The sequence below is a fragment of the Bradyrhizobium sp. 33ap4 genome (assembly GCF_032654765.1).
Lineage (GTDB): Bacteria > Pseudomonadota > Alphaproteobacteria > Rhizobiales > Xanthobacteraceae > Bradyrhizobium > Bradyrhizobium australafricanum.
This window is the reverse complement of record NZ_JAUMTJ010000048.1, coordinates 12448-38183: the sequence shown is the minus strand read 5'-3', so window position 1 is coordinate 38183 and position 25736 is coordinate 12448. Positions and strand designations below refer to the sequence as shown.

Here is a 25736-nt window from a genome sequence, read left to right as displayed (position 1 = left end):
TCGTCACTGGGGGTGAACTGTGGCGCATCGCCTGATACCGCTTGTTGGGTTTTTTGCCTGGGCTGTGTGGCCGATCGGCGAGGCGCAATCGCAAACCACCGAGCGTGCGCCCGATACGATGGCCGCGCGCGTCCTTGCCTGTGCGCCGTGTCACGGCGCCGAAGGCGAGGGCACCAGCGACGCCTATTTCCCGCGGCTGGCCGGCAAGCCGGCAGGCTATCTCTACAACCAGCTCATCGCATTCCGGGATGGACGGCGGAAATATCCGCCGATGAACTACCTGCTGGAGTTTCAGACCGACGATTACCTGAAGAAGATCGCCGAATATTTCGCCTCGCTCAGGCCGGCATTTCCGCCGCCGGTCCCGCCGGTCGACAGCAAGGAGATTCTGGCGCGCGGCGAGACGATCGTGAAGAACGGCGATCCGCAGCACGGCATTCCGCCCTGTTCGGCCTGTCATGGTCCTACATTGGGGGGCATGGAGCCCGGCATTCCCGGCCTGCTTGGCCTGCGCGCCGCCTATATCAGCGGCCAGCTCGGCGGCTGGCGCTACGGCACGCGGACCGCGTTCGCTCCCGATTGCATGCAGATCGTCGCGAGCCTGCTGACGGAGGACGACGTGAAGGCGGTGGCAGCCTACCTGTCGTCGCGTCCGGCGCCGGCGGATCCATCCTTCGCGCCGCGAGGCAGCCTTCCGATGCCGCTCGAATGCGGCAGCGAACCGCATTGAAGGGATCGTGCCGATGTCGCGAACCTTAACAGGACTGCTTGTCGGACTGATGCTGGCACTGTCGCCGATTGGGGCATCGGCGCAGCAGAAGGCGGCCGATCCGGCCGTGCTCGCCAAGGGCGAGTATCTCGCACGCGCCGGCGATTGCATCGCCTGCCACACCGCGCGCGAAGGCAAGACCTTCGCCGGCGGGCTGCCGATGAAGACGCCATTCGGCACGCTCTACACGTCGAACGTCACGCCCGACCCGCAGACCGGGATCGGCACATGGACGTCGGATCAGTTCTACCAGATGATGCACAATGGCCGCTTCCCCGATGGCGGCCTGGTCTATCCGGCGATGCCGTTCGCCTCCTATACCAAGGTGACGCGCGAGGACAGCGACGCGATCTACGCCTATTTGCGCACGGTGCCGCCGGTCAGGCAGCTCAACAAGCCGCATGACCTGACATTCCCGTTCAACAACCGCTCGCTGATCATTGGCTGGCGCACGCTGTTCTTCAGGGAAGGCGAGTTCAAGCCTGATCCGACGAAGTCGGCGGAGTGGAACAGAGGTAACTATCTGGTCGAGGGGCTAGGGCATTGCGGGATGTGTCATACCCCGATCAATGCGCTCGGCGGCAGCAAGCAGTCGCAGGCCTTCGAGGGCGGCCTGATCCCGATGCAGAACTGGTACGCGCCATCGCTGACCTCCAACAAGGAGACCGGGCTCGGCGACTGGACGATCGAGGAGATCGTCGACTATCTGCGCAAGGGCGTGTCCGCCAAGGGCGCCGTGTACGGGCCGATGGCCGAGGTCGTCTACAACAGCCTGCAATATCTCAATGATGATGATGCGCGCGCGATGGCGGTCTACCTGAAGGGCCTTGCGCAGGGCGGTCCTCCGGAGAAGGCGTCGACTTCGCTACCGTCGGCCGAGAGCAGTCTGCTGCTGTCCTTTGGCAAGTCGATCTATGACCGCGACTGCGCAAGCTGTCATGGCGCGACCGGGCAGGGCATGCCGCCGGATTATCCGCCGCTTGCCGGCAATCAGTCGATCCAGATGGTCTCCGCGGTGAACCCGATCCGGATGGTGCTCAATGGCGGGTATCCGCCGGGCACGTCGGGCAATCCGATGCCCCACGGCATGCCGCCGTTCGCGCAGAAGCTGTCGGATGACGAGGTCGCGGCTGTCGTGACCTACATCCGAACGGCTTGGGGCAATCGCGGCGAGCCGGTGTCGGCGCGGCAGGCCAACGAACTGCGGGCAGCAACGCTGAACTAAAGCATGATCCGGAAAAGTGCGAAGCGGTTTTCCGAAACGATCATGCTCAAACAAAGGAGCTAAAGCGCGATGACTAGTCAACCTCGTCTCGTCGCGCGTTAAGGGGAGCGCGATCATGATCAACTCGTCTTCGCCGCAACCGCCGGCATCGGGCTCGGAAGACGATGATGTCGAGACCATCGTACGCGCCGGTCCGGGCGGCGCGGTCGCGGTCGCGGGCATTGCGACGGCCGTCGTGGTCGGGTTGTGGTTTGCATTCTATCTACTGGTCTTCCTGCCGCGGAGCGTTCCCTGATGGCGAGCGAGACTGACCACAGCCTCGGCGAGGCCGTTGCCGCACGGATCGAGCGGCGCTGGGCGACGCTGTCGATCGTCATTGTCGGCGTCCTGGTCGGCATGGCGGCCTATATCGGCATCCATCAGGCGACGATGCCGCAGGGCCGGGTCGAAACCGCCGATCCCAAGACGCTGCATCTGTCGGGCGAATTCGTCGAAAGCAATCTCGGCAGCGAAATGCAAGCCGACGGATCGGTCACCGTGCGCGCGATTGGCCAGCAATATTCCTTCACACCGCAATGCATCGTGGTGCCCGCGGAGACGCCGATCACCTTCCGCGCCACCAGCGCCGATGTCGTCCACGGTTTCCTGATCGAGGGCACCAACATCAACACGATGCTGGTGCCGGGCTACGTCACCGACCTGCCGGTGCGCTTCAAGGCGCCGGGCGATCACGTGATGCCGTGCCAGGAATTCTGTGGCATCGGCCACCAGGGCATGTGGGGCAAGGTCAAGGTGGTCGACAAGGCTGCGTTCCGTGACATGGCGGCAGCGAAGCGGAGGCTGACCTGTGTTGATTAACAAGCGGCTGATCGCGGTGCATTTCTGGCTTGCCTTCATCGTGTTCGGCGTCGCGCTGGTGCTCGGCGCCTGGCAGATGTTCGTCCGCAGCCCGTTGAACGCCTGGCATTTCAATCCGGAATTCTACTATCGCTCGGTCACCGCCCATGGCTCGGCGATGGGATACGTATTCCCGACACTGATCGCGATGGGATTCGGTTACGCGATCACCGAAGCCTCGCTCGAGAAAGAGCTGGTTGGACGGCGCTGGGCCTGGGTGGGCTTCTTCCTGGTCGCCGTCGGCGCCGTTGTCGCGATGATCCCGGTGTCGCTCGGGCTCGCCTCGGTGCTCTACACCTTCTATCCGCCGATGGTCGGCAATCCCTTCTATTACATCGGCGTCGTCATGGTCGTGGTCGGCTCATGGATCTGGGTCGCGCTGATGGTGACCAATTTCGTGATCTGGAAGCGCGAGAACCCGGGCAAGCCGGTGCCGCTTGCGATGTATGCCAATGTTGCGGGCTCACTGCTCTGGGGCTGGACCGCGGTCGGCGCGGCGCTTGAGATCCTGTTCCAGATCCTGCCCGTGGCGCTTGGGCTGAAGTCGACGATCGATGCGGGGCTGGCCCGCGTCTTCTTCTCCTGGACGCTGCATGCCATCGTCTATTTCTGGCTGATCCCGACCTACATCGCCTATTACACGATCTTTCCGCGCGCGATCGGCGGCCGGCTCTTCAGCGACGCGATGGCGCGGATTTCGTTCATCCTGTTCGTCGTGGTGGCGATGCCGATCGGCGTGCATCACCTGTTTGCCGACCCGCAGGTCGGCGCCGGATTCAAGTTCATGCATTCGGTGTTCACCGGCCTCGTCGCGCTGCCGACGCTGCTCACGGTGTTCACGATCTGCGCGTCGGCGGAGATTGCCAGCCGCCTGCGTGGCGGCCGCGGCGCCTTCGGCTGGATCGGCGCGCTGCCGTGGTCCAATCCGATCATGCTGGCGACGGCGCTGTCGCTGGTCATGCTCGGCTTCGGAGGCGCCGGCGGTCTGATCAACATGAGCTATCAGCTCGACGCCACCGTGCACAACACGCAGTGGATCACCGGCCATTTCCACCTGATCTTCGGTGGCGCCATCGTGATCATGTATTTTGCCATCGCCTATGATCTGTGGCCGCATCTGACCGACCGTGCGCTGGACAGTTTTGGCCTGATGCGCACGCAGCTCTGGCTGTGGTTCATCGGTATGATCGTGACCACCTTCCCGTGGCACTATGTCGGTATTCTCGGCATGCCGCGCCGCATGGCGTATTACGACTATGCCAACCCGGCGATCTCGCCACAGGCCTTGTCGGTCACGATGTCGGCGATCGGCGGGCTCATTCTTCTGATATCGGGCCTGCTGTTCCTGCTGGTGCTGATCCGCGGGCAGTTCGGTGCGCGAGGCGAGGCGGGTGCGTACCGCTTCGCGGTGCCGTTGCACATGCCCGCGCGGATTCCGGTCGCGCTCAACTCATTCGGCCTGTGGCTCGCGTTGATGGTCGGTCTCACCGTGGTGAACTATGGTTTCCCGATTGCGCAGTTGATGGCGCTGAACGAGACCAGCGTGCCTGCGGTCTATGTCGGAGCCGGCCGATGAGCGACCAGCCGCTGTTCTCGCTGCGCAATCCGTGGTTCGGCGCCAGCGTCGGCATCACGGCCGCCATCGCCGTGCTGTCGGCCGTCGCCGGCCTGATCTGGTTGCCGCTGGCGCAGCCCAACCTGAAGCTTGCGGGGGTCTGGGATGCGATCTGCAGCGCGGCCGGCGTTCCGCGTGCCGCCGTGCAGGAGCCCGGCATCAAGCCGGATTTCAAGACGTCCAATGTCATCATGACGTCGGAGATGCTGACCAAGGCAGATCAGGTCTCGATCGGGCGGGGCGCAACGCTGGCGCAGCGCTGCGCGATCTGCCACGGACCGCAGGGCGTCAGCGACGCTCATTCACCGAACCTCGCCGGGCAATTTGCCGCGGTGACGTACAAGGAGCTGAATGACTTCAAGACCGGCGCGCGGGTCAGCGTGGTGATGAGCCCGTTCGCAGCGGCGATGAGCGATCAGGACATGAAGGATGTCGCGGCCTATTACGCCTATCTGCCGCGGGTGCCTTCGAACAATCTGGATACCGGGCGTCCCGCGCCGGCGATCGTGGTGACGGGCGCCCCGATGCGCAACATCGCGCCTTGCGGCTCCTGCCACGGCGATGTCGACAACAAGGCGGGAAGCCCCTGGCTGGGCGGCCAGTCGGCAGTCTACATCAAGGCGCAGCTCGAGGCCTTTGCATCCGGCGCCCGCCGCAACGACATCAGCCAGCAGATGCGCAACATCGCGCGCCAGATGACGGCCGAGGAGATCGACCAGGTCGCGCACTACTACGAGGCCCAGCCCTGAACCGGCGCTATTAACGCGCCATTAACCATAATTACGGCACCTTGATGGAACATGGGTGCCGATTGCCGGCGCCCGGCAAGGCACCCGGACAGATGGCGGTCGACCTCTTCAATGCGACGGCTTCGGCAGGTGTCGATTCCTCGCGCCTGAAGGTGGCGAGCTCGATCAAGCAGGCGGCCGCGACCACCGGCACGAGCTTCGAATATCTGCTCACCACCGCGAAGATGGAATCCAATTTCAATCCGCGGGCCGGCGCCACGACCTCGTCGGCGCATGGACTTTATCAATTCATCGACCAGACCTGGCTCGGCACCGTCAAGGAGGCCGGAAGCCAGCTCGGCTATGGCCAGTACGCCGACGCCATCACCAGGAATTCCGACGGCAGCTATTCGGTCAGCGATCCCTCGGCGCGCGCCGCGGTCATGAAGCTGCGCGACGATCCGGACGCGGCGTCCTCGATGGCGGCGGTGCTGACGCAGTCCAACAGCTTCAAGCTTACCGGCAAGCTCGGCCGCCGTCCGACCGATGCCGAACTCTACATGGCCCACTTCATGGGCGTCGGCGGCGCCGGCAAGTTGATCTCGAGTGCCGAGGACAGCCCGAGCGCCAATGCGGCCACGATGTTTCCGAAGGCGGCGGCCGCCAACCAGTCGATCTTCTACGACAAGTCGGGCAGCGCGCGCAGCGTCAGCCAGGTCTATTCGGTGCTGACCACGCGCTACGCCGCGGCCGCGAACTCCAAGGATACACGCACCGCCTTCGCCGCGGCGGGCGGCGACACCATGTCGCCTTACGCGATCGCAGGCGCGGCGCCCACACAAGCGCTGACCATGGACACCGCGTCCTATCTCTCGACCTTCCCCGACTCCCGGTCGGCGACGCCCGTCGCTGCGACCTCGGCCGTCGCATCGGCGCAGCCGGCGCCGACCTTCCGCTCGCTCTACCAGGCCGGCGACCGCTCGGAGCCGATCTCGCCGGCGGTGCAGGAGCTGTGGGGCAATTCCTCCTCGCTGACGTCATCGGCGACGCCGAAGGTCCGCGCGCCCGGGCGGCTTGACCTGTTCAGCGATCCGAGCGGCACCTACAGCAACGGCTAGCGCTGCCCTGCTGCGCGCGCGAAGCTGCACGCAGTTGCCGTCTTAACGAAACGTCAATAATCCCAAACGTTTATGGTGAACCCTTTATTAAGCGTCATGGTTTATATTTCCTTGTAGTGGCGTCGTATGCCGATGCCGTTTCGTTGCGTAAGCCGGAAGGACCATGATCGTTCGGCAGTTTATTAGTTGGATTAGGACCGCTCCAGCAGGTGAGCGAGCAGAGGCGACACGGGCGTTGGCCCGGGCCTGGCTCATCTCGGATCTCACCGAGGACGACCGCATCGCAGCCGAAGGCGCGCTGCTGATGCTGCTCGACGACCCGTCGCCGCTGGTGCGGCAGGCGATGGCCGAGGTGTTCGCGCGCAGCGTGGACGCGCCTGCCGCAATCGTACAGGCGCTGTCGGCCGACCAGCCGGCGATCGCGCTGCTGGTGCTGGAGCATTCACCGCTCCTGATCGATGCCGACCTCGTCGACATCGTCGCCACTGGCTCCGACGAGATGCAGTGCGCGATCGCGCGCCGCACCAATCTGCCGGCCTCCGTCGCCGCCGCGATTGCCGAGGTCGGCTCGGCGGCCGCCGCGCTCGAGCTGATCGAGAATCCTTACGCCGGCCTCGCGCCGTTCTCCTGGGATCGCATCGTCGAGCGCCACGGCCATCTCGCCGCCATCAGGGAATCGATGCTGCAGCTGGAAGACTTGCCGTCGGCAACGCGGCTGGCGCTGGTCGCAAAGCTCTCCGACACGCTGGCGCAGTTCGTCGTCGCGCGAAACTGGCTCGGTGCCGATCGCGCCGACCGGATTGCCGGCGAGGCCAGGGAACGCTCCACGGTGAACATCGCCGCGCGCGCCTTCGGCGACGACATGCAGAACCTGATCACGCATCTGCGCGCCACCGGGCAATTGACCGCCGGGTTGATCCTGCGCGCGCTGCTGTCGGGCAATCTCGATCTGTTCGGGGCGGCGCTCGCTGAACTCTCTGGACTGCCCTATGGCCGCGTCTCCGCGTTGTTGAACGACCGCGGCGGCAACGGCCTGCAGGCGCTGCTGCGCCGCGCCGGCTTGCCGGAATCCACCTACGCCGCGTTCCGCGTCGCGCTCGAGGCCAGCCACGAGGTCGGCTATGTCGACAGCGGTGACGGCGCGGCGCGGCTGCATCGCCGCATGGTGGAGCGGGTGCTGACGCATTGCGAGACCGATCATTCGGCGGCCGAGCCGCTCCTGATCCTGCTGCGCCGCTTTGCGACCGAATCGGCCCGCGAGGACGCACGGATGTTCTGCGAGGAGCTCGCCGCGGAAGACGCCATCGCGGTGCTGCCCTACGACGACGATCTCATCGCGGCCTGAGGGCCGCGCTTCCTTCCCATCGATGGATGCTTGAGTGGGTTGCGCAACGCGAGCAGCCGGCCGCGCGGCTATTCGCCGGGCACGATGCTCGGCGCGAGGATCGCCTCGAGGTGTTCGGGACGGTCGCGGTTGGCGTGGGTCAGGAATTCATCGGCGATGCCGCGGAGCTGCTTGCTCAGCACGCCGGCGACGACCGCGGTGTCGAGCTTGGTGCGGTTGCGCACGATCGCCTGCACGGCGTTGATGTGGTGCGCAATCAGCTGCGGCGGCACGGCGCCGAGATCCGGCGCGTGCTCGATGATGCGGCACAGGCTCTCCGCGGCTGCGGCGGCCGACGGATAGCCGAATGTCGCGGCATCGCCCTTGATGTCATGCGCGGCGCGGAACAGCTCCTCGCGCGTCTTGTCGCTGAAGCCCTCGCGCAGCACGGTGGCGTGCGCGGCGGAGAGGCGGTCGGCCTCGATCGTCATCCACTCCTTGAACTCGCCCGACAGCCCGGCGAGCGCCTTTTCGGCGCGGCCGACCGGATCGTCGAGATCGCTCTCGGGGACGCGCAGCAGCATCTTGCGCAGCGGATTGGGCTGCGTGATCACGTGGTGCGTGCCGAAACTCTTGACCTCGATCGTCCCGGGTTTGTCTTTCGCCATGGCGATGTCCTAGATGGCCGAGCGCGCCTTTTCGAGCAGCGACGGTTGTTGCAGCACCTCGACCTCGCCGCTGCCGCGGCGTTCGGGGCCGATATAGGTGTTGGTGGTGTTCCGGCGGCGGTCGGGGCCGAAATAGGTCTTGGTCTTGATGAAGGGCCGCGGGTTGGCGACCACGTTCATGATGCGCTGGTAGAGGCCCTTGGCCGAGATCGGCTTGGCCAAGAATTCGGTGACGCCGGCATCGCGCGCCACCGTGACGCGGCGCTTCTCGGAATGGCCGGTCAGCATGATGATCGGCGCGTAGGGATTGCCCTTGGATTCCGGCTGCCGGATCATCTGCGCGAGCTCGAGCCCGTCGAAGATCGGCATCGACCAGTCGGTGATGACGATGTCGGGCACGTAGTGCGTATACATCTCGAGCGCGGTGGCGCCGTCCTCGGCCTCATACACCTCGCGCGCGCCGAACGAATGCAAAAGCGTCCGCAGGATGCGGCGCATGTGCGGATTGTCGTCGCAAATCAAAAATCGCAGCTTGTTGAAATCGATGCGATACATGGTCCGGCCCTGATAGGGCATACCGGGCCAATGCGGTATTACCCGACGTTAACCATATCCCGCCCGGGGTTAATGATTGGTTGCCGGGCAAGGAGGCAGACGCCGTCAGTAGCCGAACTGCTCGCGCAGGATGCGTTCTTCCAGCGAGTGGCCGGGGTCGAACAGCATCCGCATCGCGATCGTCTTGTCGGACAGCACCTCGACCCGGCGGACGTCGCGGACCTCGTCATGGTCGGCGACCGCGGCGACCGGGCGCTTCTCGCCCTCGATCACCTCGATCACCACGAAGGCGGAATTCGGCAGCAGCGCGCCGCGCCAGCGCCGCGGCCGGAACGCGCTGATCGGGGTCAGCGCCAACAGCGCCGCGTTGATCGGCAGGATCGGCCCTTGGGCGGAGAGGTTGTAGGCGGTCGATCCGGCCGGCGTTGCCACCAGGATGCCGTCGGCCATCAGCTCGGGCATCCGCTCGTGCTCGTCGATCAGGATGCGCAGCTTGGCGACCTGGTAGGTCTGCCGGAACAGCGCGACCTCGTTGATGGCGTGATGCAGATGCACGGCACCGCGGATGTCGGTCGCGCGCATCAACAGCGGATTGATCAGCGACTCCCGCGCGGCGTCAAGCCGGGCGCGCAGATCATGCGTCGAATATTCGTTCATCAGGAACCCGACGGTGCCGCGGTGCATGCCGTAGATCGGCTTGCCGCTGCGCATGTTGGCGTGCAGCGTCTGCAGCATCAAACCGTCGCCGCCGAGCGCGACCACGACGTCGGCATCCGCGGGTAGATGGTTGCCGTACATTTCCGTCAGCTGCTCGAGCGCCGACTGCGCTTCCACGCTCGCGCTGGCGACGAAGGCGATCTTGTCATACCGCTTGGAGCTGGCCATTCGCTCACGAACTCGTTTGGCACGGAACACGCCGCGCTCGTCTATACATCCCGGGCGGCCTTGTCGAGATGGTCCGGGAACGGACCGCATGCCACGCCGCCGCCGCCAAACTAGCGCAGTTTGTTGCTGGATTGCGTAAATCGGGGCGCAGGGAGTGAACGATATGGCTAACAGTCTTGCGACACGGCTCGCCGCGGCGTTGCTGGTGGCCTGTCTTGCGACCGTGGCGCGAGCCGACGATGACGTCCCGCAGCCATCGCCGTCGCCGAGCGCGCAGGCCCCAAGCGGCCAGAACCCAAGCGGCCAGAGCCCAGGTGGCCAGAACCCGAGCGGCCAGAAGGGGCGGGCAGGACGCGGCGGCGAGGCCGGCTCTGGCGCCAACGCTACGGCCAGCGGCTCGACCGCCGAGCAGCACCGCCTGCCGCCGGACTCCACGACCAAGCAATCGGTCGCGCTGTCTTCCCGCACGCTGAACTTCAGCGCGACCGCGGGCTCGATCCGCGTGTTCGACGACAAGGGCGAGCCGCTCGCCGACATCGCCTATACATCCTACCAACTCGACGGTGCCGAGAAGGCAAATCGGCCGGTAACCTTCCTGTTCAACGGCGGTCCGGGCTCCGCGTCGGCCTGGCTGCAATTGGGCAATGTCGGGCCGTGGCGGCTGCCGTTCGACGGCGCGGTGTCCTCGGCCGCGCCCGAGCTGCAGGCCAATGCCGATACCTGGCTCGATTTCACCGATCTCGTCTTCATCGACCCTGTCGGCACCGGCTACAGCCGCTTTGTCACCACCTCGGAGGAGGCGCGCAAGCGCTTCTTCACCGTCGACGGCGACGCCAATTCGGTCGCGCTGGTGATCCGCCGCTGGCTGGAGAAATACGACCGGCTGACCTCGCCGAAATATCTCGTCGGCGAAAGCTATGGCGGCATTCGCGGGCCCAAGGTGGTGCGCAATCTGCAAATGCAGCAGGGCGTCGGCGTCCGCGGCCTGGTGCTGATCTCGCCGGTGCTCGATTTCCGCGAATATACCGGCTCCAGCCTCCTGCAATATGTCGCAAGCCTGCCGACCATGGCGGCGGTCGCGCGACAGGCAAAGGGCCCGGTGACGCGTGAGGATCTCGCCGACGTCGAGAGCTACGCGCGCGGCGATTTCCTGCTCGACCTCGTCAAGGGGCAGGCCGACACCGAGGCCACCACGCGGCTCGCCGACAAGGTCGCTAGCCTGACCGGCATCGATCAGGTGGTGAGCCGCAGGCTCGCCGGCCGTTTCGACATCGGCGAATTCCGCCGCGAGTTCGATCGCAAGAACGGCAAGGTGACCGGCCGCTACGACGCCTCCATCGAGGGCTTCGATCCTTATCCGGATTCCAGCTATTTCCGTTTCAACGATCCGTCCGGCGATCCGCTGATGGCGCCCTTGACCAGCGCCGCCGTCGACCTCACCACGCGCAAGCTGAACTGGCGGCCGGACGGCTCCTATCATCTGCTCAGCGAAAGCGTGAACAAGGCCTGGGAGTTCGGTCACGGCATCAGTCCGGCGGAGTCGGTGACGCAGCTTCGCCAGGCGCTGGCGCTCGACCCCAACCTGAAACTCCTGGTCGGCCACGGCCTGTTCGATCTCGCCACGCCGTACTTCGCCTCGAAGATCATCCTCGATCAGTTGCCGGCCTTCGCGGGCCCGGGCCGCACCAGGCTCGCGGTCTATCCCGGCGGCCACATGTTCTACTCCCGCGACGGCTCGCGCCAGGCGTTCCGCAAGGAGGTCGAGGCGCTGATGAGGTAAGGGGATGTGGCGGTGTGGATTGCGCCGTCGCTGCAAATACGGTCGTCGTCCCGGCGAAAGCCGGACCTATAACCACCAAATTCGATTGTGAACGGGATCGCGGCCCCGGCGTCGCGCAACAAATTCCGTTTGGGGTAATGGGTCCTGGCTTTCGCCAGGACGACATCGATAGTGTGACACGGCCGACATCCACCTTCGTCGTCCCGGCCCCCGTGCGCAATTGCGCACTAGGCCGGGACGACACTGAATTGCGCGACATGCTTCGCGCGAAAACGCTTAGCGCTCACGGCTCCACGGGAAGAGGGAGGCCGGGAAATCGGCCGCGTAGCGGTGACCGATCGGCGGGCGGGGCTCTTCTTGCGGAGGATTCCGGTCAGGCTCGACCACCTTCCTGTAAAGATGCCAGGTCGCATGACCAAGCACCGGCAGAACGACGCAGAGACCGACGAAGAATGGCAGTGAGCCCACCGCCAGCAATACCGCAACGATCAATCCCCACGCGGCCATCTCAATTGGATTCATCATCACGGCCCGTATCGAGGTGCGGATCGCATCGATCGCGGTCGCATGACGGTCGAGCATCAGTGGAAAGGAGACGACGCTGACGCATAGGGCAACCAAGGCGAAAAGAAAGCCGACGCCGCATCCGACGATGATGAGCGACCAGCCTTCGGGCGTCGTCAACACACGCTTTGCGAAATCAGGGATGCTCGCAGCCGGCGCATAACCGAACGTCATGATGTAGATCGCGTCCGCGGTGGCGATCCAGACCCCGAACAGAACGAACAGAAGAACGCCAAGTTCGAACATGGCGCCGAACGACGGCGCGCGCAGCACCTGCATCGCATCCCAGGCTCCTGGCTCCTCTCCGCGTTCGCGCCGTCGGCTCAGTTCGTAGAGGCCGAGGCCGGCGAAAGGACCGATCAGGGCGAAGCCGGCGGCGAGCGGAAACAGCAGCGGCAGCACCGAATAGCCAAGCACAAGTCTGAACAGGACAAGTCCGAGCACGGGATACATCACGCACAGGACGATTGCGTGGGTCGGGATGGCCTTGAAGTCTTCCCAGCCGAGGCGCAACGCGTCGCCCAGGTCGGAAAGGCTGATCTTGCGAACGACGAAGGCGGTAGAGACGCCAAACAATTGCAGCTTGGGTCGTGCGAACACCGTGGTCATGGTTCCGGTCTCCTTGCTTGTGGCCGCAGGGGAACGGAGCGCCATCAACACACGCACATCCGCCTCATGCGCGAAAATCGCGACTGAGTCCGGCAAATCAGATTCAACCAGAAGGAGCTTGCCGGACGACGCCTGTCGCAACCGGTCAAGTAAAACTAGTCCGATGCGCGGCAGAAGCAAGGTGGCGAATGCGGTCGGGAGAATTGTGCAGATGCACAAACGAGGTCTTGCGATGCACCATGCGATTGGGGAGGGTCGATCAGTGTTCGCGGCGTCCAATGCATTCCCGCCAACACGCGCCGGACAGCGGCGGGCATGACTCCTCTATTGACGTCTGGCTCGATGGGTACCATGTTGATGCTTGACGCCCCAGCTCCGATGAGGTTGCGGCCGTGACGTTGAGTTTTTGTCATGTCCCAGCATCGCGACCGGCAGAATGGGCGAGGCAAAAGCCACGGTGATGGTGAACGTGAGACCATCCCTCTGACGTGAGCTCCGCCCTTTCGTTCGTCTCCGCAGCCTTCAATGGCAAGGAGGAATGAGGGATGGCTGTAGCGATTTTACTGCTCCTGGTTGCCGTCGCCTCGGTGCTGTTCCACCTCTACAGCCCCTGGTGGTGGACCCCGATTGCCTCGAACTGGAGCTATATCGACCACACGATCAATCTGACATTCTGGATCACCGGAGCGGTGTTCTGCGCGGTGATCGTGTTCATGGCCTATTGCGTCTTGCGCTTTCACCACACCGAGGGACGGCGCGCCCACTACAATCCCGAGAACAAGAAGCTCGAATGGTGGCTCAGCATCGGCACCGCGATCGGCGTCGTCGCCATGCTGGCGCCGGGCCTCATCGTCTGGCACCAGTTCGTCACCGTTCCCGCCGACGCGACCGACGTCGAGGTCGTCGGACAACAGTGGATGTGGAGTTATCGGCTTCCGGGAAAGGACGGCCGGCTCGGCACGTCAGATGCGCGCCTGATCAGCTCCGACAATCCACTCGGGTTGAATCCCAATGATCCGAACGGGCAGGACGACATCGTCGTGCAAAACGAGGATCTGCATCTGCCGGTCGGGAAGCCGGTGAAGGTGCTGCTCCGCTCGATCGACGTCCTGCATGATTTCTACGTGCCCGAGTTCCGGGCGAAGATGGATATGATCCCTGGCTCGGTGACCTACTACTGGCTCACGCCGACCCGGACCGGAACCTTCGACGTCCTCTGCGCGGAGCTTTGCGGTGCCGCGCACGCACAGATGCGCAGCAAGGTCGTCGTGGAAGAAGAGAAGGAATATCACGCGTGGCTGGACAAGCAGCACACGTTCGCCGCCTTGTCCGGCCAGCGCAACGTCGCGAAGGCCGCGTACAAGACTGGCAGCGAATGAACATGCCGACGAGGATCGGCCGGATGTTTCGGCCGGAGATGAAGTGAACTCGTCGCTGAGCGGAAGACCAAGGAGGGTATTCCGATGGTCGATATCCCGTTTGATGAGGTCGCAGGCATCCCGCCCGCCGAAGTAGGTGAGGTCGAGCTCTATCATCCGCACAGCTGGTGGACGAGGTACGTCTTTTCGCAAGACGCCAAGGTGATCGCCGTCCAGTACTCGATCACGGCGATGTCGATCGGAATGGTTGCGCTGGTGCTGTCGTGGATGATGCGGCTGCAACTGGGGTTTCCCGGCACGTTCTCCTTTATCGATGCCAACCAGTACCTTCAGTTCATCACCATGCACGGCATGATCATGGTGATCTACCTGCTCACGGCGTTGTTCCTTGGCGGCTTCGGCAACTACCTCATCCCGCTGATGGTTGGCGCGCGGGACATGGTCTTCCCCTACGTGAACATGCTGAGCTATTGGGTCTACCTGCTCGCGGTGCTGGTGCTGGCCGCGACGTTCTTCGTGCCGGGCGGGCCGACCGGCGCCGGTTGGACGCTTTATCCACCCCAGGCGATTCTCTCCGGTACCCCCGGGCAGGACTGGGGCATCGTTCTCATGCTGGCCTCGCTGATCCTGTTCATCATCGGCTTCACGATGGGCGGGCTCAATTACGTGGTAACAGTATTGCAGGCCCGCACACGCGGCATGACCTTGATGCGCATGCCCTTGACGGTGTGGGGCATCTTCACCGCGACCGTGATGGCGCTGCTGGCGTTCCCGGCGCTGTTCGTGGCCTCGGTGATGCTGCTGCTGGACCGCCTCCTTGGAACCAGCTTCTTCATGCCGACACTGGTCGAGATGGGCCAGCTGACCAAGTATGGCGGCGGCAGCCCGATCCTGTTCCAGCATTTGTTCTGGTTCTTCGGCCATCCCGAGGTCTACATCGTCGCGCTGCCGGCGTTCGGCATCATCTCGGATCTGATCAGTACGCACGCACGCAAGAACATCTTCGGCTATCGCATGATGGTCTGGGCGATCGTGGCGATCGGAGCGCTGAGCTTCGTCGTGTGGGCGCACCACATGTATGTCAGCGGCATGCACCCGTATTTCGGGTTCTTCTTCGCCACCACGACGCTCATCATCGCGATCCCGACCGCGATCAAGGTCTACAACTGGGTGCTGACGCTTTGGCGCGGCGACATCCATCTCACGGTGCCGATGCTGTTTGCGCTCGGCTTCATCGTCACCTTCGTCAATGGCGGCCTGACCGGGCTGTTCCTCGGCAACGTTGTCGTCGACGTTCCACTGTCGGATACGATGTTCGTCGTCGCGCACTTCCACATGGTGATGGGGATTGCGCCGATCATGGCCGTGTTCGGCGGGATCTATCATTGGTATCCAAAGGTCACCGGGCGGATGCTCAATGACGCGCTCGGACGCTTCCACTTCTGGGTGACGTTCATCGGGGCCTATGCGGTGTTCTTCCCGATGCACTATCTCGGCCTGCTCGGGATGCCGCGCCGCTATCACGACATCGGCGAGACCTCGTTCGTCCCGGCATCCGCCCATGACCTCAACGCGTTCATGAGCGTGGCGGCGCTGATTGTCGGCTTCGCTCAGCTCGTCTTCCTGTTCAATCTGGTCTGGAGCCTGTTCAAGGGAAAAGAGGCGGGCGGCAATCCCTGGGGTGCCACCTCGCTGGAATGGCAGACGCCGGAGACCCCGCCGGGGCACGGCAACTGGGGCACGGAGCTCCCCGTCGTCTATCGCTGGGCCTACGATTACAGCGTGCCCGGTTCCGCGAGGGACTTCATCCCGCAGAATGAACCGCCGGCCAAGGTGCTGGCCCAGGGAGCCCATCCGTGAGTGCCATCGTCCTGTTCATTGCTACGATTGCAGCGATCGCGGGATGGTGGCTCTCGCAGCAACGGCTGGCCGCCAAGCCGTGGCTGGAGCAGGGCATTGCGGTGGATCTTCGCGGCGATCTCGGCTCTTCGGTGCCGGCGGCAAAAATCGGCCTCGGTGTTTTTCTCGCGGTGGTCGGTTCGCTGTTCGCGCTCCTGATCAGCGCCTACTCGATGCGCACCACCATGGTGGACTGGCGCGAGTTGCCGCTGCCGAGGCTGGTGTGGTTCAACACCGGCGTCCTCGTCATCAGCAGCATGGCGCTGCAATGGGCGCTGATGGCCGCGCGCCGCGACGACCATGAGGGCCTGATCGCGGGCCTGTTGGTCGGCGGTGCATCGGCCGTGATGTTCCTGATCGGGCAGCTCGTGGTGTGGCAGCAGCTCAACATCGCCGGCTATGCCATGGCGTCGAATCCGGCCAATTCCTTCTTCTATCTGATCACCGCGCTCCACGGGCTGCACCTGACCGGCGGCCTGGTGGCGCTCGGCAGGGCGACCGTAAAACTGTGGCGTGGCGCGCCGATGACGCAGATGCGCCTGAGCGTCGAGCTTTGTACCATCTACTGGCATTTCCTGTTGTTGGTCTGGCTGGTCCTGCTCGGTCTGCTGACGGGCTGGACAGACAATTTCGTCGACATCTGTCGCCAGTTGCTCACCTAGCGAGGCAGGAAGCGATGACCGAAACCACACTCGCAACCCCCAAGGCGCTGCCCGGAACGATACCCGGATTGCGCGGCATCGCCGCCGACTGGGCCTCGGACCAGCGCGCGTTCAAGAACGTGTCCTGGGGGAAGGCCATGATGTGGATCTTCCTTCTGAGCGACACCTTCATCTTCAGCTGCTTCCTGCTGTCGTACATGACGGCGCGAATGTCGACGACCGTGCCGTGGCCCAACCCCAGCGAAGTATTCGCGCTCAATATCGGCGGTCAGCACATCCCGCTCATCCTGATCGCGATCATGACCTTCATCCTGATCAGCAGCAGCGGGACGATGGCGATGGCCGTCAACTTCGGTTACCGCCGGGATCGCGTCAAAACGGCAGCCTTGATGCTGGCCACCGCGGCATTTGGCGCGACGTTCGTCGGAATGCAGGCTTTCGAATGGACCAAGCTGATCATGGAGGGCGTGCGGCCCTGGGGCAACCCGTGGGGCGCACCGCAATTTGGCGCTTCCTTCTTCATGATCACCGGCTTCCACGGCACCCACGTGACCATCGGCGTGATCTTCCTGATCGCCATCGCGCGAAAGGTTTGGCGGGGAGACTTCGACGTCGAGCGGCGCGGCTTTTTCACGAGCCGCAAGGGCTATTACGAGATCGTCGAAATCATGGGCCTGTACTGGCATTTCGTCGATCTGGTCTGGGTGTTCATCTTTGCCTTCTTTTATCTCTGGTGAGGTCGCGCATGACAGAAGCAGCGGTACATGTGGAAGGGCAGGCAGCACAGCATGCGCTACACAGCTATGTGCATGGTGCGGTGGCATCGGGCGCCGCGCATGCAGAGGGCCAGCAGCACCCGATCAAGCTCTATCTCGTGGTCTGGGGATGGTTGTTCGTGCTCAGCACCTGCTCCTATCTCGTCGACTATTTTGGTATCCACGGCCACCTGCGATGGTCGCTGATCCTGCTGTTCATGGTGCTGAAGGCCGGCCTGATCGTCGCTGTGTTCATGCACATGGCCTGGGAGCGGTTGGCGTTGGCCTACGCCATCCTGTTGCCGCCGGTGCTGGTGCTGGTTTTTGTCGGGATCATGATGTTCGAATCCGACTATACGCATCTGCTTCGGGTGATGTTCTTCGCGTCAGCAAGCTAAGAAATGGACGGCCACGACCGCGTGGGTCATGCTGGACAAGGCAAAGCGTCCTGAAGGCGGAGGACTCGCCACATCGTCCGGAACCCTGCGAAGCAGGCCTTTGGCCGATGGCTTTTTCGAACCGACGAGGAATTAGTCTCGTGCAAATCAATCGTTCAATTCTTCGCCGGAGCTATGCCAACATCGGAGATTACGTCGCACTGACGAAACCGCGCGTGATGTCGCTGGTCGTCTTTACCGCACTGGTCGGTCTCATGGTCGCACCAGGCGGCATCGATCCCTTCACCGGTTTCGCTGCTCTTCTCTGCATAGCCGCGGGAGCTGGCGCCGCAGCTGCGCTCAATATGTGGTACGACGCCGACATCGATGCGGTGATGGCGCGTACCGCCATCCGTCCAATTCCCAGCGGCCGCGTATCGCGCCCGGAAGCATTGGCCTTCGGATTGATGCTCGGCACGTGCGCCGTCCTGGCTCTCGGCACCTTGCTGAACATGGCCGCTGCTGCGCTGCTTGCTTTCACTATCTTCTTCTACGTCGTCGTCTACACGATGTGGCTCAAACGCCGAACGCCGCAGAATATCGTTATTGGCGGTGCCGCCGGCGCGCTCCCTCCGGTGATTGGCTGGGCTGCGGTCACGGGACATGTTGGGCTCGAGCCGCTCATCCTGTTTCTGATCATCTTCCTCTGGACGCCACCCCACTTCTGGGCACTGTCGCTCAATCTTGCTGGAGAATACGCCCGTGCCGGTGTGCCGATGTTGCCGGTCGTGGCTGGCAAGACAGAAACAAAGCGCCAGATTCTTCTCTATTGCGTGCTTTTGGTTCCGATCTCACTGCTGCCTTGTGCGCTGGGGTTCGCGGGAGCCGTCTACGGCGCGGCCGCGGCGACGCTGGGAGCGATCATGATTTTTCTCGCATGGCAGTTGCGCCGGAGCGACGACAAGGAAAGGCGGCCTGCTCGTCGCTTGTTCGTGTTTTCGATGCTCTATCTGGTCCTGCTTTTTGGGGGGCTGCTGATGAATGCTGCACCCTACGCTCAGTCCCACTGACTGGACGCATTCGAATCGACAGCCGTTGGGCGTTGTTCGGAAAAATCGAATATTGTTGCCGAGCGGGCTTGCGCTGCCGGGCAGCTCAGTGATTGAAGTTCGCAGGCACCCGCCAGGGACGGCCCTAGCGCTCGTCCCGCATATATGGACTTCGCTGGGAGACGAGTCTCAAGTCTTGGTCTGCCGACATCGTCTGGAGCCCGTGCATATGTGGCCCGCTCGCCGGGTTGCCCAACAGGATCCAGGCGATGGCGCCCGTGGCCAGCATTCCGCCGCAAATAACCAAAAGGTCCCGCCTCATCGCGCGTCCTCCGTATGCAGCCATTTCCAAGCATAAATCAGGCCAATCCATTTGGGCCCGGGCAGGTGCGGCGCACGGGATAGCGTTGGACAAGTAGGACAGGCTCGCCCTAAGCTTCGGCCGTTGCAGCAACCAGGCGCGGTTCAAGAATGGACTGGTCCTACTATCTCGGGGGCACTGCCATTGTCCTGCTCCTTCTTGCCTATCGGCTGCATGGCGGGCTGTTTAGGAAGAATTCACGGCGGGACGAGAAACTAAATCGACTGATTGATGAACGCATCGGACGCTTGGACCTGAAGCGCCGCAACGATTGAACCGCCCTGAAGCGGCACCTCGAGGCCAACGCAACGCCACTCTCCGGAATTATCCTCACGGCGACGGCAGAGCTACCTTGGTCTCCCGAGATGACCATCTCGGCAGATGATGCTTTTTTGTGATTTGAAAAGAGATATTTGAGCAATCGAATGAAAGTCTGGGTCTATACCGACACAAGCAAGCCCGTTGGCGAGCCGGAGCATCTGAAGATTTTCGCGACCAATGATGCCGCGCAGTCGTGGTTCAAGCGAAACGTCCCGGGGGGCGCCGCATTTGCTTACGAGATTATTCTGGGGCCACGTTACCTCGCCAAGACGCTCCTCGTGCTGTCCGTCCTGCTTCTTGGCATCGCCGATCTCTACACCACCAACACGATCCTGAATCTCGGCCTCGGCGAGTTGAACCCGTTCATGCATGTCGCTCAGACATGGCTCGGCCCCTGGTGGCTTATTCCGAAGCTCGGTCTGACCTATTTCATGATGTGGCTGCTTTGGCGCAGCAACAACCCCTACAATATCGCGATCGTGGCGGCGTTTTGCTCCACGCCCGTACTCAATAATCTTCTGATCATCGCAAGCACGAAGTAGCGAGGAACACCAGTGGTGCCTCCGCCAGGGCAGGCGCGAGACATCGCTGGCTTCATATCGGTTCGCTCGCTACGGCGATTACTGGCAGTAGTCCCAGAATCCTTGCGTGCGGGACGGATCGGTATAGTACCAGCACATGCCGGGCGCCGGCGCGGCACCGGCCCATGCCGCGGCCGTTGCCGCCGTCACGACCCCGATGGCAGCGCCGGCTGCGATTGCGCCGCCCCTTGGCCAGTAATACCGGCCCGGACGCGCCCATCCGCCGCCTCCCACCACCGTCCGGCCGCGAACCGCGACGTTGCCGCGGGGCCCGACGACGGCGGTGCGGCCGCGATAGGCGCCACCGCGCGGCCCAACGGCTGCGCCACCACGGTGAACGACGGCGCCGCCGCGGGGACCGACCGCTGCGCCGCCACGGCGGCCGGCCGCGCGGACTGCAACGACGTCGGATGATTGCGCGACGTGATTACCGATCGGCATCGCGCCGAGCAGCGCTGCGGACGCAGATTCAAGCGGTATTGCCGCAATGATCGAGGCGGTGAGGATGGACGCTGCAAGCATCGTAGTACGCTTCAAGTCAAGCATCAGTGTATCTCCTGCTAAATTCGGCTACGTCCACCGGTCGATCCGGTGGGCGCGGCGCTGTCTCCGTCGATCAGCCCGCTGTACTCGATGCCGTCCGAGTTCGAAAAGACGAGACTGCCCGAGAGATGACCGCTGGACATCTGGGTCGAGTCAAGGCCCGCGCCGCGAACGGCGTCGCTCAGATATTCAATTCTCGAGATGGGAAGGCGCGTCCAAACCTCGGCAGGCAGCATGTCGCGCCTCACTTGAACGGAAGCCGCCCGGCATCGGCGCGACGGCCTCATTGCACATTCTCATCCTACGCGCTCCGTCGCGATGTCACAACCTTGGCCAGTCGCGTTGAGCGGTTTGGCCGCGGCGATCTGTCTCAGCCATACGTCTCCACGATGAAGTCGATCAGCGCGCGCAGCTTCGGCGTCATCTTGCGATGCTTCGGCCACAGGATCTGGCGCGCGCGGCTCTGCGTCGTGTAGTTCGGCAGCAGGACCTGCAGCCGTCCCGCGGCGATATCGTCGGCCAGCAGCTCGTCGCGCATCAGCACGATGCCGGCGCCCGCCAGCGCCGCATAGCGGATGCCGAACGCGCTGTTGATGAAGAGGCGGCTCGCGACATCGACATGCACTTCGCCCTCCGGCCCCGAGAATGTCCATCGCTGCCCGTCCGACCAGCCGGGGTAGCGCAGGCATTCATGGCGGGCGAGATCGGCCGGATGGGTTGGCGTGCCGCGTTCGGCGAGATAGCTCGGCGCGGCGCACACCACGCCTGTATAGGGCGACAGCGAGCGCGACATCATGGTGGAGTCGGTCAGCGTGCCGACCCGGATCGCCGCATCCAGCCCTTCCTCGAGCAGATCGACCATCCTGTCGCTGAGGATGAGGTCGACCGAGACTTCCGGATATTTCTTCATGAAGCGCACCAGCGCGGGCGCCAGGCTGTACGACCCGAAGGCGACCGAGGTCGCGATGCGGAGCTTGCCGCGCGGCGTGCTCAGGGCTTCCTCGACCAGCGCATCGCCGGCCTCGGCCTGTTCAAGCAATTGCTTGCAGTGATCGAGATAGCTGCGGCCGAGCTCGGTGAGGCCCTGCCGCCGGGTCGACCGGTTGATCAATTGCGAGCCGAGCCGGTCCTCGAGAAATCGGATATGCTTGCCGATCATGGTCGGCGACATCCGCAGCTCCTTGGCCGCCGCGGTGAAGGAGCCGAGATCGGCGACGCGGGCGAACACGGACATGCTGGTCAGTCGATCCATGATTATAAACCAATGGTTATTTCATTGCGCATCAAGGCGCTACTTATGGGGTGCCGGAACTATATTTATTACCATAAGTAAGCAATCGGCGCGATGATGCGTCCGATTGCTTCGAAATGCTGCCGATTTCGCCCGGAGGGACGCAATCCCGCCGAAGCCTGAACCAGACAGGAGTGTCACGATGCCCTTCCAGATCACGATCAATGGGACCAGTCATTCGGTCGATGCCGATGGCGACACGCCGCTGCTCTGGGTGCTGCGCGACGTGCTCGGCATGACCGGCACCAAGTTCGGCTGCGGCATGGCGCTGTGCGGCGCCTGCACGGTGCATCTCGACGACACGGCGGTGCGCTCCTGCATCACGACCATCGACAGCATCGGCGACTCCAGGATCACGACCATCGAGGCGGTCGGCATGACGCCGGCGGGCAAGAAGATCCAGGACGCCTGGCTCGCGCATGAGGTGCCGCAATGCGGTTACTGCCAGTCGGGGCAGATCATGTCGGCCTCCGCGCTGCTCGCGGGCAAGCCGAAGCCGACCGATGCCGATATCGATGAAGCGATGTCGGGCAATATCTGCCGCTGCGGCACCTATGTGCGCATTCGCGAAGCCATCAAGCAAGCCGCGCAGTCGGGAGGTTGAGCCATGACGCTGATCGACAATCTGTCTGAGCGCGCTGCCGACCTGTCGCGGCGCAATTTCCTCCGCGCCGGCGCGATCGCGGGCGGCGGTCTGCTGCTCAGCGTGAGCCTGCCGTTCGCGGGCCGCGAGAGCGAGGCGGCGGCCTCCGACGGCTTCGCGCCGAACGCCTTCGTCCGGATTGGCGGCGACGGCAAGGTCGTGTTGACCATGCCCTATGTCGAGATGGGGCAGGGCACCTACACCTCGATCCCGATGTTGATCGCCGAGGAGCTCGAGATCGGCCTGACGCAGGTCCGGCTCGAACACGCGCCGCCGAGCGACAAGCTCTACGCCAACCCGCTGCTCGGCGTGCAGGCCACCGGCAATTCGAACGCAATGCGCGGCGCCTGGCAGCCGATGCGGAAAGCCGGCGCCACCGCGAAGGCGATGCTGGTCGCGGCCGCGGCGAAACGCTGGAACGTCGAGCCGGGGACATGCCGCGCCGAGAACGGCGAGGTGCATCACGCGGCCTCCGGACGCAAGCTGGGTTACGGTGAACTCGCGACTGACGCGGCGCAGATGCCGGTGCCGGAGAATGTCACGCTGAAGAGCCCGGCCGAGTTCAAGCTGATCGGCACGCCGGCCAAGCGGCTCGATACACCCTCCAAGGTCAACGGCACGGCGGTCTACGGCATCGACGCACGGCCGCCCGGGGTGAAGGTCGCGACGCTGGCGCAGTCGCCGGTGTTCGGCGGGCGGGTGAAGCGCGTCGATGATGCGGCGGCAAAAGCCGTCAAGGGCGTGCGCCAGATCGTGACGCTCGACGACGCCGTCGCGGTGGTGGCCGACCACATGGGGGCGGCGAAGAAGGGTCTGGCGGCGCTCACGATCGAGTGGGACGAGGGCCCTCACGCCAAGCTCGCCACATCGGACATCGCGCGCGAGCTCGAAGCAGCCACCACCAAGCCGGGCACGGTCGCGCAAAATATCGGCGACGCCGACAAGGCGATGGCGGGCGCGGCGACGAAAGTCGAGGCGACCTATCAACTGCCGTTCCTCGCCCATGCCACGATGGAGCCGATGAACTGCACCGTGCATGTGCGTTCCGACGGTTGCGAGATCTGGGTCGGCAGTCAGGCGCTCTCCCGTGCGCAGGCGGTGGCCGCGAAGGTGCTGAACATGCCACCGGAGAAGGTGGTGGTGCACAATCATCTGCTCGGCGGCGGCTTCGGCCGCAGGCTCGAGGTCGACGGTGTCATTCGCGCCGTGCAGATCGCCAAGCAGGTCGATACGCCGGTCAAGGTGGTGTGGACCCGCGAGGAGGACATCCAGCACGACATGTACCGGCCCTACTGGTGCGACCGGATTGCGGTCGGCCTCGATGCATCCGGCAAGCCGGTCGCCTGGAACAACCGCTTCGCCGGCTCGTCGGTGCTGGCGCGATGGGCGCCGCCGGCGTTCCGCAACGGGCTCGACCCCGACACGACCGAGGGCGCGATCGATCTCGTCTACGACATTCCGAACTTCCACGTCGAATATGTCCGGGTCGAACCGCCGGGCATTCCGACCGCGTTCTGGCGCAGCGTCGGGCCCTCGCACAATGTGTTCGTCACCGAAAGCGTGATCGACGAACTGGCTGCGGCGGCGAAGCAGGATCCGGTCGACTACCGCCGCGCGCTGCTCGGCAAGTCGCCGCGCGCCAAGGCGGCGCTCGAGCTCGCGGCGGCCAAGGCCGGCTGGGGCGGCAAGCTGCCGGCCGGGCGCGGACGCGGCGTGTCGCTGCAATTCGTGTTCGGCAGCTACCTCGCGCAGGTCGCCGAGGTCGAGGTCGCCAAGGACGGCTCGGTCCGTGTCCACCGCGTCGTCTGTGCGATGGATTGCGGCACCGTGGTCAATCCCGACACGGTGCAGGCGCAGCTGCAGAGCGGCATCAATTTCGGCGTCACCGCCGCGCTCTACGGCGAGATCACGCTCAAGGACGGCCGCGTCGAGCAGAGCAATTTCGACAGCTACCAGATGCTGCGCATCGATCAGGCCCCGGCGATCGAGGTCCATATCGTGCCGAGCACTGAGCCGCCCGGCGGCATGGGCGAGACCGGAACCTCGGGCATCGTGCCGGCGATCAGCAACGCGATCTTCGCGGCGACCGGCAAGCGGCTGCGCAGGATGCCGGTCGATCCGGCGACCTTGAAGCAGATCTAGGGGCGAGTGAGAGCTCCCCCCGGGTGCTGGCGCGATCGTGAAGCCGGACGGATTTGCGCCGTGCACTGATCCGTGCGAGAAGCGGGCATGCATCTGAGGCGGCTCGCCAATCTCTGGATTCTGCTGCTCGTCGCGGCCGGGCTGTTGCTCGCGCCCGTGGCGCCGGCATTTGCCCGGATGATGCCGGATGCCTCGGCCGCTGCGATGCAGGCGATGCTGGACGATCACGCCATGTCTGGACAGGCGATGTCCGAGCAGGCGCTGGCCGACGACATGCCGTGCTGTCCGGACCAGGGCAAGAGCAAGGGCTGCGACGACTGTCCGTTCCTCGCGCTCTGCATGTTGAGCGTTTCGCTGCCGGTGCCCGCCGGCGCCATGTCGCTGATCGAGCGCGATCCGTTGCGCAGCCGGATCGCCGCCCATGACGACCGTCTGCTCGACGGCCTTGGCACCAAACCTCCCGACCATCCGCCTCGAACCACTGTCTGACGGGCGCGCCAGCGCCTGATCGCTGACGCGTGCGCCAATGGCGCGCGTGCCTTTGCATGCCGCTCACGCGGCTCATCAGACGTAACGAGGATCATCACCATGAAGTCTTTCCACCTGGCGCGGGCCGCTGCCGCAGCGCTGATCGGCGTTGCCATGACGGGCATGTCTGCCCACGCCGAGATCAAGAACTACGAATTCCAGCTGGTGCAGCCGACGGTCAAGGCGGGTGCCGATCGCATCGTCACGGTGCGGCTGGTCGACAAGATGAGCGGGAAAGCCGTGCCCGACGCGGTCATCTTCTCGACCCGGCTCGACATGGCACCCGACGGCATGCAGGAGATGGCCACCAAGGTGACGCCGATGCCGGGCACCGAGCCCGGCACCTACCGGTTCAAGGCGACCTTCGGCATGGCCGGGCGCTGGCAATTGTCGCTCGGCGCCAAGGTGCAGGGCGAGACCGGCGCGGTCGAGAACAAGCTCGTCGTCACGGCCGAGCAATGAGCCGCC

28 protein-coding genes are annotated in these 25736 nt (G+C 64.2%); 21 read left to right on the top strand and 7 right to left on the bottom strand.

The annotated features are described in order from the left end of the window. Positions 1-64 precede the first annotated feature (64 nt). The 8 genes from Q2M23_RS30740 (at position 65) to Q2M23_RS30705 (ending at position 7697) form a co-directional block, all read left to right on the top strand. The gene (locus Q2M23_RS30740) at positions 65-730 is read left to right on the top strand and encodes a c-type cytochrome (RefSeq protein WP_410469794.1); all 666 of its coding nucleotides are present in this window, start codon (positions 65-67) and stop codon (positions 728-730) included. 13 nt (positions 731-743) lie between these two features. Then, the gene (locus tag Q2M23_RS30735; RefSeq protein ID WP_410469792.1) at positions 744-1994 is read left to right on the top strand and encodes a c-type cytochrome; all 1251 of its coding nucleotides are present in this window, start codon (positions 744-746) and stop codon (positions 1992-1994) included. Between the two features lie 115 nt (positions 1995-2109). Further along, positions 2110-2289, top strand: coding sequence for a hypothetical protein (locus tag Q2M23_RS30730; protein WP_016843914.1), 180 nt, complete (start codon positions 2110-2112; stop codon positions 2287-2289). Further along, positions 2289-2852, top strand: a complete 564-nt coding sequence (locus Q2M23_RS30725) for a cytochrome C oxidase subunit II (RefSeq protein WP_092082230.1) — start codon at positions 2289-2291, stop codon at positions 2850-2852. The genes Q2M23_RS30730 and Q2M23_RS30725 overlap by 1 nt, the downstream gene beginning before the upstream one ends. Further along, on the top strand, positions 2842-4467 hold the full coding sequence (locus tag Q2M23_RS30720; RefSeq protein WP_316398053.1) for a cbb3-type cytochrome c oxidase subunit I: 1626 nt from the start codon (positions 2842-2844) through the stop codon (positions 4465-4467). The genes Q2M23_RS30725 and Q2M23_RS30720 overlap by 11 nt, the downstream gene beginning before the upstream one ends. Continuing rightward, positions 4464-5255 (top strand): c-type cytochrome, encoded by a 792-nt coding sequence (locus tag Q2M23_RS30715; protein WP_316398052.1) that lies wholly within the window; start codon positions 4464-4466, stop codon positions 5253-5255. The genes Q2M23_RS30720 and Q2M23_RS30715 overlap by 4 nt, the downstream gene beginning before the upstream one ends. Before the next feature lie 92 nt (positions 5256-5347). After that, entirely contained in the window at positions 5348-6352 is a 1005-nt protein-coding gene (locus tag Q2M23_RS30710) for a transglycosylase SLT domain-containing protein (RefSeq protein ID WP_316398051.1), read from the top strand. A 163-nt stretch (positions 6353-6515) separates the two neighbouring features. Further along, positions 6516-7697 carry a DUF2336 domain-containing protein gene (locus Q2M23_RS30705; protein WP_316398050.1) on the top strand — a complete coding sequence of 394 codons (1182 nt, stop codon included), beginning with the start codon at positions 6516-6518 and terminating at the stop codon, positions 7695-7697. A 68-nt stretch (positions 7698-7765) separates the two neighbouring features. On the opposite strand, the gene Q2M23_RS30700 is transcribed toward Q2M23_RS30705, so the two are convergent. The 3 genes from Q2M23_RS30700 to Q2M23_RS30690 form a co-directional block, all read right to left on the bottom strand. Next, positions 7766-8344, bottom strand: a complete 579-nt coding sequence (locus Q2M23_RS30700) for an Hpt domain-containing protein (protein ID WP_016843908.1) — start codon at positions 8342-8344, stop codon at positions 7766-7768. A 9-nt stretch (positions 8345-8353) separates the two neighbouring features. Then, positions 8354-8899, bottom strand: coding sequence for a response regulator (locus Q2M23_RS30695; RefSeq protein ID WP_028336173.1), 546 nt, complete (start codon positions 8897-8899; stop codon positions 8354-8356). 105 nt (positions 8900-9004) lie between these two features. Continuing rightward, positions 9005-9784, bottom strand: coding sequence for an NAD kinase (locus tag Q2M23_RS30690; RefSeq protein ID WP_316398049.1), 780 nt, complete (start codon positions 9782-9784; stop codon positions 9005-9007). 163 nt (positions 9785-9947) lie between these two features. Between Q2M23_RS30690 and Q2M23_RS30685 the strand changes: the two genes are divergently transcribed. Continuing rightward, complete coding sequence (locus Q2M23_RS30685; protein ID WP_316398048.1) at positions 9948-11564, top strand: S10 family serine carboxypeptidase-like protein; 1617 nt, start codon at positions 9948-9950, stop codon at positions 11562-11564. Positions 11565-11840: 276 nt separating this feature from the next. On the opposite strand, the gene Q2M23_RS30680 is transcribed toward Q2M23_RS30685, so the two are convergent. Further along, positions 11841-12737, bottom strand: a complete 897-nt coding sequence (locus Q2M23_RS30680) for a DUF2189 domain-containing protein (RefSeq protein WP_026192934.1) — start codon at positions 12735-12737, stop codon at positions 11841-11843. 545 nt (positions 12738-13282) lie between these two features. Here Q2M23_RS30680 and Q2M23_RS30675 point away from each other — a divergent pair. The 8 genes from Q2M23_RS30675 (at position 13283) to Q2M23_RS30640 (ending at position 20082) form a co-directional block, all read left to right on the top strand. After that, positions 13283-14116 carry a cytochrome c oxidase subunit II gene (locus tag Q2M23_RS30675; protein WP_076831602.1) on the top strand — a complete coding sequence of 278 codons (834 nt, stop codon included), beginning with the start codon at positions 13283-13285 and terminating at the stop codon, positions 14114-14116. 84 nt (positions 14117-14200) lie between these two features. Then, a complete protein-coding gene (gene ctaD / locus Q2M23_RS30670) occupies positions 14201-15976 on the top strand; it encodes a cytochrome c oxidase subunit I (RefSeq protein ID WP_316398047.1) in 1776 nt (591 codons plus the stop codon). After that, a complete protein-coding gene (locus Q2M23_RS30665) occupies positions 15973-16677 on the top strand; it encodes a cytochrome c oxidase subunit 3 (protein ID WP_229189347.1) in 705 nt (234 codons plus the stop codon). The genes ctaD and Q2M23_RS30665 overlap by 4 nt, the downstream gene beginning before the upstream one ends. Positions 16678-16691: 14 nt before the next feature. After that, positions 16692-17414 carry a heme-copper oxidase subunit III family protein gene (locus Q2M23_RS30660; RefSeq protein WP_057019651.1) on the top strand — a complete coding sequence of 241 codons (723 nt, stop codon included), beginning with the start codon at positions 16692-16694 and terminating at the stop codon, positions 17412-17414. Positions 17415-17422: 8 nt separating this feature from the next. Continuing rightward, a complete protein-coding gene (locus Q2M23_RS30655; protein WP_050384760.1) occupies positions 17423-17830 on the top strand; it encodes a cytochrome C oxidase subunit IV family protein in 408 nt (135 codons plus the stop codon). 140 nt (positions 17831-17970) lie between these two features. Continuing rightward, positions 17971-18879 (top strand): heme o synthase, encoded by a 909-nt coding sequence (locus tag Q2M23_RS30650; RefSeq protein WP_057019650.1) that lies wholly within the window; start codon positions 17971-17973, stop codon positions 18877-18879. 450 nt (positions 18880-19329) lie between these two features. Continuing rightward, complete coding sequence (locus tag Q2M23_RS30645; RefSeq protein ID WP_168856726.1) at positions 19330-19494, top strand: hypothetical protein; 165 nt, start codon at positions 19330-19332, stop codon at positions 19492-19494. A 150-nt stretch (positions 19495-19644) separates the two neighbouring features. Next, positions 19645-20082 (top strand): DUF5658 family protein, encoded by a 438-nt coding sequence (locus Q2M23_RS30640; protein ID WP_057019648.1) that lies wholly within the window; start codon positions 19645-19647, stop codon positions 20080-20082. Positions 20083-20160: 78 nt separating this feature from the next. Here Q2M23_RS30640 and Q2M23_RS30635 read toward each other — a convergent pair whose 3' ends face one another. The 3 genes from Q2M23_RS30635 to Q2M23_RS30625 form a co-directional block, all read right to left on the bottom strand. Continuing rightward, on the bottom strand, positions 20161-20667 hold the full coding sequence (locus Q2M23_RS30635) for a hypothetical protein (protein WP_076831596.1): 507 nt from the start codon (positions 20665-20667) through the stop codon (positions 20161-20163). A 14-nt stretch (positions 20668-20681) separates the two neighbouring features. After that, entirely contained in the window at positions 20682-20900 is a 219-nt protein-coding gene (locus Q2M23_RS30630; protein ID WP_168856725.1) for a hypothetical protein, read from the bottom strand. A gap of 134 nt (positions 20901-21034) precedes the next feature. Then, the gene (locus Q2M23_RS30625) at positions 21035-21916 is read right to left on the bottom strand and encodes a LysR substrate-binding domain-containing protein (RefSeq protein WP_316398046.1); all 882 of its coding nucleotides are present in this window, start codon (positions 21914-21916) and stop codon (positions 21035-21037) included. Between the two features lie 181 nt (positions 21917-22097). Between Q2M23_RS30625 and Q2M23_RS30620 the strand changes: the two genes are divergently transcribed. The 4 genes from Q2M23_RS30620 (at position 22098) to Q2M23_RS30605 (ending at position 25730) form a co-directional block, all read left to right on the top strand. Then, positions 22098-22559 (top strand): (2Fe-2S)-binding protein, encoded by a 462-nt coding sequence (locus Q2M23_RS30620; RefSeq protein WP_057019645.1) that lies wholly within the window; start codon positions 22098-22100, stop codon positions 22557-22559. A gap of 3 nt (positions 22560-22562) precedes the next feature. Continuing rightward, on the top strand, positions 22563-24740 hold the full coding sequence (locus Q2M23_RS30615; RefSeq protein ID WP_316398045.1) for a xanthine dehydrogenase family protein molybdopterin-binding subunit: 2178 nt from the start codon (positions 22563-22565) through the stop codon (positions 24738-24740). An 87-nt stretch (positions 24741-24827) separates the two neighbouring features. Continuing rightward, a complete protein-coding gene (locus Q2M23_RS30610; RefSeq protein ID WP_316398044.1) occupies positions 24828-25229 on the top strand; it encodes a hypothetical protein in 402 nt (133 codons plus the stop codon). A 99-nt stretch (positions 25230-25328) separates the two neighbouring features. After that, entirely contained in the window at positions 25329-25730 is a 402-nt protein-coding gene (locus Q2M23_RS30605) for a FixH family protein (protein WP_316398043.1), read from the top strand. The last annotated feature ends 6 nt before the right edge of the window (positions 25731-25736 follow it).

Excerpts from the sequence above, each read along its gene's own strand:
- Q2M23_RS30735 (WP_410469792.1), top strand. The coding sequence starts at position 744 with ATGTCGCGAACCTTAACAGGACTGCTTGTCGGACTGATGCTGGCACTG.
- Q2M23_RS30730 (WP_016843914.1), top strand. The coding sequence starts at position 2,110 with ATGATCAACTCGTCTTCGCCGCAACCGCCGGCATCGGGCTCGGAAGAC.
- Q2M23_RS30725 (WP_092082230.1), top strand. The coding sequence starts at position 2,289 with ATGGCGAGCGAGACTGACCACAGCCTCGGCGAGGCCGTTGCCGCACGG.
- Q2M23_RS30715 (WP_316398052.1), top strand. The coding sequence starts at position 4,464 with ATGAGCGACCAGCCGCTGTTCTCGCTGCGCAATCCGTGGTTCGGCGCC.
- Q2M23_RS30710 (WP_316398051.1), top strand. The coding sequence starts at position 5,348 with ATGGCGGTCGACCTCTTCAATGCGACGGCTTCGGCAGGTGTCGATTCC.
- Q2M23_RS30705 (WP_316398050.1), top strand. The coding sequence starts at position 6,516 with ATGATCGTTCGGCAGTTTATTAGTTGGATTAGGACCGCTCCAGCAGGT.
- Q2M23_RS30700 (WP_016843908.1), bottom strand. The coding sequence starts at position 8,344 with ATGGCGAAAGACAAACCCGGGACGATCGAGGTCAAGAGTTTCGGCACG.
- Q2M23_RS30695 (WP_028336173.1), bottom strand. The coding sequence starts at position 8,899 with ATGTATCGCATCGATTTCAACAAGCTGCGATTTTTGATTTGCGACGAC.
- Q2M23_RS30690 (WP_316398049.1), bottom strand. The coding sequence starts at position 9,784 with ATGGCCAGCTCCAAGCGGTATGACAAGATCGCCTTCGTCGCCAGCGCG.
- Q2M23_RS30685 (WP_316398048.1), top strand. The coding sequence starts at position 9,948 with ATGGCTAACAGTCTTGCGACACGGCTCGCCGCGGCGTTGCTGGTGGCC.
- Q2M23_RS30680 (WP_026192934.1), bottom strand. The coding sequence starts at position 12,737 with ATGACCACGGTGTTCGCACGACCCAAGCTGCAATTGTTTGGCGTCTCT.
- Q2M23_RS30675 (WP_076831602.1), top strand. The coding sequence starts at position 13,283 with ATGGCTGTAGCGATTTTACTGCTCCTGGTTGCCGTCGCCTCGGTGCTG.
- ctaD (WP_316398047.1), top strand. The coding sequence starts at position 14,201 with ATGGTCGATATCCCGTTTGATGAGGTCGCAGGCATCCCGCCCGCCGAA.
- Q2M23_RS30660 (WP_057019651.1), top strand. The coding sequence starts at position 16,692 with ATGACCGAAACCACACTCGCAACCCCCAAGGCGCTGCCCGGAACGATA.
- Q2M23_RS30655 (WP_050384760.1), top strand. The coding sequence starts at position 17,423 with ATGACAGAAGCAGCGGTACATGTGGAAGGGCAGGCAGCACAGCATGCG.
- Q2M23_RS30645 (WP_168856726.1), top strand. The coding sequence starts at position 19,330 with ATGGACTGGTCCTACTATCTCGGGGGCACTGCCATTGTCCTGCTCCTT.
- Q2M23_RS30640 (WP_057019648.1), top strand. The coding sequence starts at position 19,645 with ATGAAAGTCTGGGTCTATACCGACACAAGCAAGCCCGTTGGCGAGCCG.
- Q2M23_RS30635 (WP_076831596.1), bottom strand. The coding sequence starts at position 20,667 with ATGCTTGACTTGAAGCGTACTACGATGCTTGCAGCGTCCATCCTCACC.
- Q2M23_RS30630 (WP_168856725.1), bottom strand. The coding sequence starts at position 20,900 with ATGCTGCCTGCCGAGGTTTGGACGCGCCTTCCCATCTCGAGAATTGAA.
- Q2M23_RS30625 (WP_316398046.1), bottom strand. The coding sequence starts at position 21,916 with ATGGATCGACTGACCAGCATGTCCGTGTTCGCCCGCGTCGCCGATCTC.
- Q2M23_RS30620 (WP_057019645.1), top strand. The coding sequence starts at position 22,098 with ATGCCCTTCCAGATCACGATCAATGGGACCAGTCATTCGGTCGATGCC.
- Q2M23_RS30615 (WP_316398045.1), top strand. The coding sequence starts at position 22,563 with ATGACGCTGATCGACAATCTGTCTGAGCGCGCTGCCGACCTGTCGCGG.
- Q2M23_RS30610 (WP_316398044.1), top strand. The coding sequence starts at position 24,828 with ATGCATCTGAGGCGGCTCGCCAATCTCTGGATTCTGCTGCTCGTCGCG.
- Q2M23_RS30605 (WP_316398043.1), top strand. The coding sequence starts at position 25,329 with ATGAAGTCTTTCCACCTGGCGCGGGCCGCTGCCGCAGCGCTGATCGGC.